Origin of the sequence: Mesobacillus boroniphilus JCM 21738 (assembly GCF_000517385.1) — a bacterium.
GTDB lineage: Bacteria > Bacillota > Bacilli > Bacillales > Cytobacillaceae > Mesobacillus > Mesobacillus boroniphilus.
This window is the reverse complement of sequence record NZ_BAUW01000133.1, coordinates 1-7,244: the sequence shown is the minus strand read 5'-3', so window position 1 is coordinate 7,244 and position 7,244 is coordinate 1. Positions and strand designations below refer to the sequence as shown.

The window sequence follows — 7,244 nt, the reverse complement described above, 5'->3', positions numbered from 1 at the left end:
GGTTATACCATGTTTCCAATTACTTTCTTACTCTTTTTGGCTTTCTAATAGCTGCTGCCTCTTAAATTTTAATACTTCAATTTCTTTCTCAATCTCCATTTTTCGTCCTTTATATTCATCTTCTGCTTGTACTTTTTTCCACTCCAGTTCCCGCACTTTTTTGTTATATTTGTGTTCGTTCATCTCCTTGTCTAGTTCCTTAAAATAAATGATTTTTCAAGATTTTCAGGAGTAAGTTCCCAGGCTGTCACGTCTTCAAGTGGTAGTCTATAATCTATATGCCAGTTAATAATCCCTCCTTCAAAGCCCAAGATAGAAGCAAGGTCTGTTATTTTAGTTGATTGCCCATGTATTTCATCGAACAGGATTTCCAATTTTGATATGGAAGTTCCCCTCTCTAATTTGTGTTTCCCCACAAAATCCTTAATATCAATCACATCAACTATATATTTTTTTCCTTCCTTAGTAGCTTTTCAGTTTCCCATCTCTAATCCACCCTCGGACTGTTTCCGGATGAATCTTAAATATTTCACTGATCTTCTCTGTCGTTAGCATCCTCATCACATATATTTTTTTCTTTTTAGACTACTGTACACCTCCACAATACACGACACACATGTCTGTGAAAGATGACCGAAACATGACGAAAATAGGCCCCTGTTCCGTGATAAAGTAAAGGCATAGGAGGTGATTGTGGTGAAGGTAAAGGAAAACCAAGATTTAAGAGAAAAAATTAAGCATTCGAATTTTTTGCTTACGAGGTAGCAGCCAAGCTCGGATGTCACGAAAACACTTTATTTCGTTTACTTCGTAAAAAGCTTACTGAAGAACAGAAGCAAACAATTCTGGATGCAATAAATCATCTGACTCTAGAGGTCAATTGCTCTAAAAGTCTAGCTCCCGTTAAAATTTCTAATCCTACTCAATAACTAATAGGAGACATGTTTGGAAATCCAGAGTTACCCGGTGGAGACAAAATAAAAGCGCGGCTGGTTCAAGGAGGTGAAAAGAATGAGTGAAAATACAGTCATCCAGGAAATTAAATGCATGTTAAGCATTGAGGATGCCCTTCATCAATACTTAGGAATAAAGCCAGATCGAAAATCTAACGCGAAGTCCCTTAATATTAAATGTCCATTTCATAATGATCGAAGCCCATCATTTACTATCTGGCCACAATCGAATACCTGGAAGTGTTGGGCCGGCTGCGGTCATGGGGACGTAATAAATCTTGTAAGCAAAATACATTCCTTTTCAAATGAGGACGCAATTCTTTTGCTGCGAAAACAGCTGTTAATAGAAAGAAAGTGGCCAGCAACCGTATACACTACCTGGATAAACAACAGAAAGCTCCTAACCGGGTTTAAGGAGACCAAAAAACAAATTGTTTTTATGCTTCTGGAGATTAGGAGCCTATTTAAAATTGTGTTAAAACAAGTTACATCCTTTGAAGACATTGATCTACTCGGTGATGTGTATCATACCATACCACTGATTGAGAAATATCTTGAGGAGTTGGAATCTAGGGAGATTGAGATGCAGATAGCCACTGTTAAACATTTATTACCATTTCTCAATAAGTGGAGGGAAAATTGTGAATGACAACATCATTGAAATGTTAAAAGAAGGTTTTTCTACAGAGGAGCTTTCGGAGATAAATAAAAGTGGGGAGCAGCAGCTGCAAACTACTGCCCCCAGTAAATCACTCTATGAAACAATTATAACTCAACTTAATAAAAATCTAAAGGATACCAATTATACACTTTATAACGGTTACCTATGTTATAAAAAGGTGGCTCAAACAGGTGATGCGGAGTATATTCACTTAGTAATTTTATACCTTACATTACAAGGGAAACACTCGAAGACGATGGTGCTGATTGTAAAATGCTGTACCATATCAATGGAGTAACAATAACTGAACAAAGAATATTTCCGGAAATATATATACCAGCGGAAAACTTCCCTTCCATGAGCTGGATACAATCATCCTGGGGAATCCGAGCAAATATCGAGCCAGGTAATTCCGTCAAAGATAGAATCCGGCACGCAGCACAATCAATATCGACAGATTGCACCAGAGAGAATATTTATACTCATTTAGGGTGGAGACAGCAATATGGGGAATGGTTTTATATCCATTCAACAGGGGCAATCGGAAAGGAAAATGTGTCCGTTAAACTAGAGAGTAGCCAACTAGAAAAGTACTCTTTACCTGAAGATGAAGAAATCGATGCCAAAACGGCAGCACTAGCCAGCCTGGAATTATTAAAAACTGCTGATTTAGAAGTCACTTTGCCATTATTGGCGCTGGTCGGGCTGGCCCCTCTTTGTGAACCGCTTAAAACCGGAGGAATAGAACCTGCATTTGTTTTATGGCTTTCTGGGCCGAGCGGTTCCAAAAAATCATCATTGGCGGCATGTTTTCAATCCCATTTTGGACCATTTGCTAGCGGAAAAGACCTTCCTGCTAGTTTTAGGGATACAATGAATGCAATTGAAAAAAAGGCTTTTGTAACAAAAGATAGCCTGTTAGTGGTTGACGACTTCCATCCTACCTACTCATCTCAGGAAAGCAAGCGAATGGAACAAATTGCCCAACAAATACTTCGAGGGTACGGTGACCGCGTGGGCAAATCCAGGATGAGGGCAGATACCTCTTTACACAAAACATATCCACCCCGTGGGATTTGTTTAATTACTGGAGAAGACACACCCAAGGCAGGAATTAGTACAACGGCAAGGTTCTTGGAGATTGAACTAGCCAGTGATTCTATCAATCTAGACAATCTTAAGGAGTGTCAAGAAAAGAATAATTTCTTTAGCTATGCCTTTAAGGGTTACATTGAGTGGTTGCTTCCAAAGCTGTAAGCACAGTTGGCATCAACGACGATCCATACAGTGATGATAGGCACTTTATCGGGTGGGAAGACAAGGAATTTTACTATCTTGTTCTAGGAAATGTGATGAAAGAGATAAACCTTTATTTCCAAGGACAAGGGTTAAGATTTCCTGTTACAAAACAAATGCTGTCAAAAATGTTGGCGGACCGGGACTTGATTGAAATAGAGCAAAGCGAAAAGGAAGTTCGGAATGTGGTTAGGGCTTATGTAGGCAAAAACTCTAAGCAAATGAGGGTTTTAAAGCTTAAAAAATCGGCTCTTTTATAGTTCAATTCTAGGTCATATAGGTCTTCAAGACCTATGTGACCTGAAATTAACCAATAAAACAAATCTCTTAAGCACGTGCAATGCCTGCATGTTCCTCTTTGCATAGTCAATGAAAAGGAGTAATTATTATGAATACGAAACAGCTACCTGATGTAATAGAAGTCAAGGATATTCAATTGTTTCTAGGAATAGGCCGGAGCCAGGCATATCAATTGGTGAAATCGAAATCCTTTCATGCAGTTACCGTTGGCAAAAGAATACTTGTGTCAAAAAAGTCGTTCTTAGAGTGGTTCGAAGGCAGTCAGCCAGTTACCATTAACAATCCTATTGAGAATTAAGAATCGTGGACACCAAGTTCCTTTTGCAACCATCACCACTAATCTAGTATTATTAATATAGGTGCAATTGCTTGGTGTCCAGCTATATTTGGAGGAAAAAATAATGGCTGGTTATCCTAAGAAAGATAAGAATGGAACGTATTATTTTGTTTTGGAGGCTGGAACAGACTCGTATGGCAAGCGTAAGAGAATTAAAAGACGGGGCTTTAAAAAAATCAGCGAGGCAAAAGGCGCTATGGCTGAATTAATGCTCGAAATACAAAAAGGCAACTTGGTATTTGAAAACAAATTGTCTGTAGGGGATTATTTGGAATACTGGCTGGAAAACTACGCTGTGACCAATCTTAAGCCTAAAACGTTTGCTGAATACAAAAAGATCATCAAGACTCATCTTCACCCTTCTTTAGGTCACATCCCATTGAGAGAACTCAAACCAATAGAGCTGCAAAACTATTATAGGGAAAAATTGCAGTCATTATCGGCTCAAACAGTCACACACCATCATCGCGTTCTGTCAAAGGCGCTGAATGATGCAATCGATTGGGAATTCATCAACAAAAACGTGACCAAGGGAGCGAAGCCCCCAAAACCGGTAAAGCAGGAAATGAAGACCTTAAATGTTGAACAGCTCAATGAATTGTTGAAAATTGCAAAGGAAAAAACTCCGGTATACTTTCCAGTGATTTATGCTGCTGCCCATACCGGGATGCGAAAAAGCGAGTTGATGGGACTCTCTTGGGATAATGTTGACTTTGCAACAGGTAAGGTTTATATCCGACAAACCATTACAGAAGCGAATGGGAAATATTTTTTCAACACAATTCCCAAGAATGAAAAACCCAGAGGCGTAAGGTTAACTTTGGAATTATCCAAGCTTCTTCAAAGACTCAAGGCTGAAAGTGATCATCGTGATGAAATCCTGGGAGCTTCATTTAACCCTCATAATTTGGTCTTTTGCAACACAAAGGGAAGTATCATGGCTCCATCTGAAATAACTAGAGCTCTCAAAAGGTGTTTAAGTGCAGCGAACCTTCCAGATATCCGGTTTCATGACCTCAGGCATTCTCACGCAACGATCCTTCTGAAGGAGAATGTCCACCCGAAAATTGTCAGTGCCCGTTTAGGTCACTCCAAAATTCAAGTAACGATGGACACCTATTCTCACCTGACAGATTCGATTGAAGGAATTGCTGTCGACCATCTAAATGGATTGCTTGAATAAGCCAACTGACAAATGGCACCATTTTGGCACCACATAATAAAAAGAGACCGATTTCTCTCGGTCTCCTGCTCTATGTAAGGTAGAAAAAAGCCTTGATTTCATTGGGTTGGCGGGACCGCCTGGGAATCGAACCCAGCTAACCTGGCACGCAGGTCACAAGCGGTTTTGAAGACCGTGGGGGACACCAGTGCCCCATTCAGCCCCGAATTGAAGAACAAGGTCTATTATACTTACAAGCCGTCGATTTTACAAGAATGTTACTCAAATTGTCACAAGACTTGTCTTCCCTAGTTGGCTGATACTATAATAAGAAAAGATATTAGAAATGCGTGGGTGAAGGGTTATGTATCAGCTTGAAGGTTGGTTTTTGTTATTCATTTTATTTTGGGTCGTTGTGTTGGTAGGTTTATTCGCGATTGGTGGATATTTTATGTTCCGCAAGTTTTTGAAAAAGCTGCCGAAGGACGATGGCAAATCAGATATGGACTGGGAAGAGTATTATGTGAATCAAACGCGCCATTTGTGGCCGGATGAACAGAAAGCATTGCTTGAGGATTTGGTTAGTCCAGTTCCTGAATTGTTCAGGGATGTGGCGAGACACAAGATTGCAGGCAAAATTGGTGAGATTGCGCTGAACGAAAAGGCGGACAAGATTACTCAGGAGCTTGTCATCCGCGGCTATATTCTTGCCACACCGAAACGTGACCATAAATTTTTACGGAAGCGGCTTGCTGAAAAGCAAATCAGCACCGCACCATATGAGAGCTTGTTCTAAAACTGCCTTGTGATAAGGCGGTTTTTTATTACATGCCCACCGACTTTTTCCGTTTTTTAAAAAGCTTGAATACATCATCGTTTTTAGTGAGGATGATGACCTTATCTTTGTATGGCTTCATCAGCTTGATTGCCTCTACCAGGTTGTTCCCGTCATAATGATGGTTCCATTTTAGTAAATCAATCAGCGTCTTCACATTCTCTTTCCGTGGAGAAGAAACCAATTTAATCTTTCTAAGCGCAAACCTCTTTACAATTCTCCAGTCGCGCACATAGACATTCGTCTTAAGCACGAAAATATAATCTGCCTGGCGGAAGCTTTCCTCAAGCCAGCTATGATATACTCCCTCAATGATCCACTTTTCCTGCCCGAGCACAAGACCCAGCTTTTCCGCTCTTTTTACTGGAGGGGTTTGCGAACCAAAATACTCAGACTCATGATCCCAGAAGAAGTTGTCTAATTCATGCTTGGGCAATCCAAGCATTTTTGAAAGTTTTTCCGCTATGTATGATTTCCCGCTTCCGGGTCCGCCAATAATATGTATTTTCGTCACTGTCTTCCACCTGCTAATTATTCTTTATCAAGATCATTGTCAAATACTGATGGTGTCCGCTCTTCCTTAATCCCCAGTTGAGCTTTGATTTTATCCAAATCTTTTAAAATGATTCTAGTATTCAGCCAAGCCCCAATTGCCGCAAGAAATGCAACCGCCAAAAGGATAGTTACCCAAATATTGATAACACTCAAAATACTCACCTCATAAGCAATATTACCACAATCTAACAGGCATTCGAGATAAAAAAATGATAGAATTCCTTAGGGAGGTTATTTTAATGATTGAAGTTGTATTTTGGATTATCTTATATTTGTTGTTAATGATTATTTTTGTGAGGGCTATTTATAGTGTCATTAAGAAAAAACAGGTTCCGCTGGCCATGATTGCGATCCTCGTCATTATTTCAGTGCCCATGGTCAGTTTGATGAATAGTATCGACAGGCCATTGGATATAAGTGAATTTGAATATCTGGCCAGGGAGTTGAAGCATGGCGCACTCTGGGCGATTTTCACAATTGCAGGATATCTCTACATTTTAGTCTGGTTCATCCTGTCGTTAAAAAAATAACGAGTTTCAAATGCTGAAACTCGTTTCTCATTTCCTAAATCTTCTCCGTCTAAAAAATTCGCCGTTCCGCATTGCCTTTGCTTCAACCACATTTCCGACGATCAATAAAACGACTCCAATTGCAATCAAACTAAACATTACCGTGGGAGAAATGGTCGCTATATATCCCATCCCCTTCATGAACATTGGAACAAGGAAAACGGCAAGGCCCCCAGTTTTCAGTAAAATGGCATAAACCTTTAATGACATTTCGACTCCTCCTGACTGAATCGAGTGGTCTTATCATTGTATTCAAGCAGGCTTGCCATAATTCACGAAAAATTCACTCTTTTTATTTCAGGAAAATAGTATGATTATCTTGACTAATTAAAGGAAGGATGATGCACGTGGCTTTTAAGGAGAGGACTGAACCTATTATTTTGTCAAAGCTTAGAATCTTGAATAAGAGACTTGAGTTATCAGATGAGGAAAAAAGGTATTTTTCATACATCGATAAGGGATATAAAGGCGAATTGCAATTCGATGCAATGACCGAAAAACTGACAAGCAGCTGCTTGATTTTGAATGATCTCCTCCTCGAAGTAGAAAAAACAACCTTTCAAATTGATACACTAA

The 7,244-nt window shown here is 39.6% G+C and carries 15 protein-coding genes and 1 tRNA gene; 9 read left to right on the top strand and 7 right to left on the bottom strand.

Going from position 1 to position 7,244, the window contains the following annotated elements; genetic code table 11:
* Window positions 1–27: 27 nt before the first annotated feature.
* The 3 genes from JCM21738_RS24570 to JCM21738_RS27570 are packed head-to-tail and all read right to left on the bottom strand — an operon-like array spanning window position 28 to window position 555.
* Complete coding sequence (locus JCM21738_RS24570) at window positions 28–183, bottom strand: hypothetical protein (protein ID WP_023614665.1); 156 nt, start codon at window positions 181–183, stop codon at window positions 28–30.
* Window positions 184–191: 8 nt separating this feature from the next.
* Window positions 192–437: a hypothetical protein gene (locus JCM21738_RS20315; protein ID WP_023614666.1), complete on the bottom strand. Its 246-nt coding sequence runs from the start codon at window positions 435–437 to the stop codon at window positions 192–194.
* A 25-nt stretch (window positions 438–462) separates the two neighbouring features.
* Window positions 463–555 carry a helix-turn-helix domain-containing protein gene (locus JCM21738_RS27570; protein WP_369385785.1) on the bottom strand — a complete coding sequence of 31 codons (93 nt, stop codon included), beginning with the start codon at window positions 553–555 and terminating at the stop codon, window positions 463–465.
* A gap of 456 nt (window positions 556–1,011) precedes the next feature.
* Here JCM21738_RS27570 and JCM21738_RS20310 point away from each other — a divergent pair, with 456 nt between their 5' ends.
* From JCM21738_RS20310 to JCM21738_RS20285, 6 genes are all read left to right on the top strand, one after another.
* Window positions 1,012–1,602 (top strand): CHC2 zinc finger domain-containing protein, encoded by a 591-nt coding sequence (locus tag JCM21738_RS20310; RefSeq protein WP_023614668.1) that lies wholly within the window; start codon window positions 1,012–1,014, stop codon window positions 1,600–1,602.
* Complete coding sequence (locus tag JCM21738_RS20305) at window positions 1,595–1,912, top strand: hypothetical protein (protein ID WP_035210059.1); 318 nt, start codon at window positions 1,595–1,597, stop codon at window positions 1,910–1,912. The genes JCM21738_RS20310 and JCM21738_RS20305 overlap by 8 nt, the downstream gene beginning before the upstream one ends.
* Before the next feature lie 257 nt (window positions 1,913–2,169).
* Window positions 2,170–2,871, top strand: a complete 702-nt coding sequence (locus JCM21738_RS20300; protein WP_148296156.1) for a hypothetical protein — start codon at window positions 2,170–2,172, stop codon at window positions 2,869–2,871.
* A complete protein-coding gene (locus JCM21738_RS20295; RefSeq protein ID WP_023614670.1) occupies window positions 2,850–3,170 on the top strand; it encodes a hypothetical protein in 321 nt (106 codons plus the stop codon). The genes JCM21738_RS20300 and JCM21738_RS20295 overlap by 22 nt, the downstream gene beginning before the upstream one ends.
* A 128-nt stretch (window positions 3,171–3,298) precedes the next feature.
* Window positions 3,299–3,508 carry a helix-turn-helix domain-containing protein gene (locus tag JCM21738_RS20290; RefSeq protein WP_023614671.1) on the top strand — a complete coding sequence of 70 codons (210 nt, stop codon included), beginning with the start codon at window positions 3,299–3,301 and terminating at the stop codon, window positions 3,506–3,508.
* A 103-nt stretch (window positions 3,509–3,611) separates the two neighbouring features.
* The gene (locus tag JCM21738_RS20285; protein ID WP_023614672.1) at window positions 3,612–4,730 is read left to right on the top strand and encodes a site-specific integrase; all 1,119 of its coding nucleotides are present in this window, start codon (window positions 3,612–3,614) and stop codon (window positions 4,728–4,730) included.
* A 107-nt stretch (window positions 4,731–4,837) separates the two neighbouring features.
* Here JCM21738_RS20285 and JCM21738_RS24000 read toward each other — a convergent pair.
* Window positions 4,838–4,934, bottom strand: a tRNA-Sec gene (locus JCM21738_RS24000).
* A 139-nt stretch (window positions 4,935–5,073) separates the two neighbouring features.
* Here JCM21738_RS24000 and JCM21738_RS20280 point away from each other — a divergent pair.
* Complete coding sequence (locus JCM21738_RS20280) at window positions 5,074–5,505, top strand: DUF2621 domain-containing protein (RefSeq protein WP_023614673.1); 432 nt, start codon at window positions 5,074–5,076, stop codon at window positions 5,503–5,505.
* A 28-nt stretch (window positions 5,506–5,533) separates the two neighbouring features.
* On the opposite strand, the gene JCM21738_RS20275 is transcribed toward JCM21738_RS20280, so the two are convergent.
* Both JCM21738_RS20275 and JCM21738_RS24565 read right to left on the bottom strand, forming a co-directional pair.
* On the bottom strand, window positions 5,534–6,058 hold the full coding sequence (locus JCM21738_RS20275) for a P-loop NTPase family protein (RefSeq protein WP_023614674.1): 525 nt from the start codon (window positions 6,056–6,058) through the stop codon (window positions 5,534–5,536).
* Between the two features lie 17 nt (window positions 6,059–6,075).
* Window positions 6,076–6,252: a hypothetical protein gene (locus tag JCM21738_RS24565; protein ID WP_023614675.1), complete on the bottom strand. Its 177-nt coding sequence runs from the start codon at window positions 6,250–6,252 to the stop codon at window positions 6,076–6,078.
* Window positions 6,253–6,338: 86 nt separating this feature from the next.
* Here JCM21738_RS24565 and JCM21738_RS20270 point away from each other — a divergent pair, with 86 nt between their 5' ends.
* Window positions 6,339–6,629 (top strand): hypothetical protein, encoded by a 291-nt coding sequence (locus JCM21738_RS20270; RefSeq protein WP_023614676.1) that lies wholly within the window; start codon window positions 6,339–6,341, stop codon window positions 6,627–6,629.
* A 27-nt stretch (window positions 6,630–6,656) separates the two neighbouring features.
* Here JCM21738_RS20270 and JCM21738_RS20265 read toward each other — a convergent pair whose 3' ends face one another.
* Entirely contained in the window at window positions 6,657–6,878 is a 222-nt protein-coding gene (locus JCM21738_RS20265) for a hypothetical protein (protein ID WP_023614677.1), read from the bottom strand.
* 137 nt (window positions 6,879–7,015) lie between these two features.
* Between JCM21738_RS20265 and JCM21738_RS20260 the strand changes: the two genes are divergently transcribed.
* Window positions 7,016–7,244: nuclease-related domain-containing protein (locus JCM21738_RS20260; RefSeq protein ID WP_031307854.1), on the top strand; the 229-nt coding region annotated here is incomplete at its 3' end.

Excerpts from the sequence above, each read along its gene's own strand:
- JCM21738_RS20270 (WP_023614676.1), top strand. The coding sequence starts at position 6,339 with ATGATTGAAGTTGTATTTTGGATTATCTTATATTTGTTGTTAATGATT.
- JCM21738_RS27570 (WP_369385785.1), bottom strand. The coding sequence starts at position 555 with ATGCTAACGACAGAGAAGATCAGTGAAATATTTAAGATTCATCCGGAA.
- JCM21738_RS20280 (WP_023614673.1), top strand. The coding sequence starts at position 5,074 with ATGTATCAGCTTGAAGGTTGGTTTTTGTTATTCATTTTATTTTGGGTC.
- JCM21738_RS20310 (WP_023614668.1), top strand. The coding sequence starts at position 1,012 with ATGAGTGAAAATACAGTCATCCAGGAAATTAAATGCATGTTAAGCATT.
- JCM21738_RS20265 (WP_023614677.1), bottom strand. The coding sequence starts at position 6,878 with ATGTCATTAAAGGTTTATGCCATTTTACTGAAAACTGGGGGCCTTGCC.
- JCM21738_RS20285 (WP_023614672.1), top strand. The coding sequence starts at position 3,612 with ATGGCTGGTTATCCTAAGAAAGATAAGAATGGAACGTATTATTTTGTT.
- JCM21738_RS24570 (WP_023614665.1), bottom strand. The coding sequence starts at position 183 with ATGAACGAACACAAATATAACAAAAAAGTGCGGGAACTGGAGTGGAAA.
- JCM21738_RS20290 (WP_023614671.1), top strand. The coding sequence starts at position 3,299 with ATGAATACGAAACAGCTACCTGATGTAATAGAAGTCAAGGATATTCAA.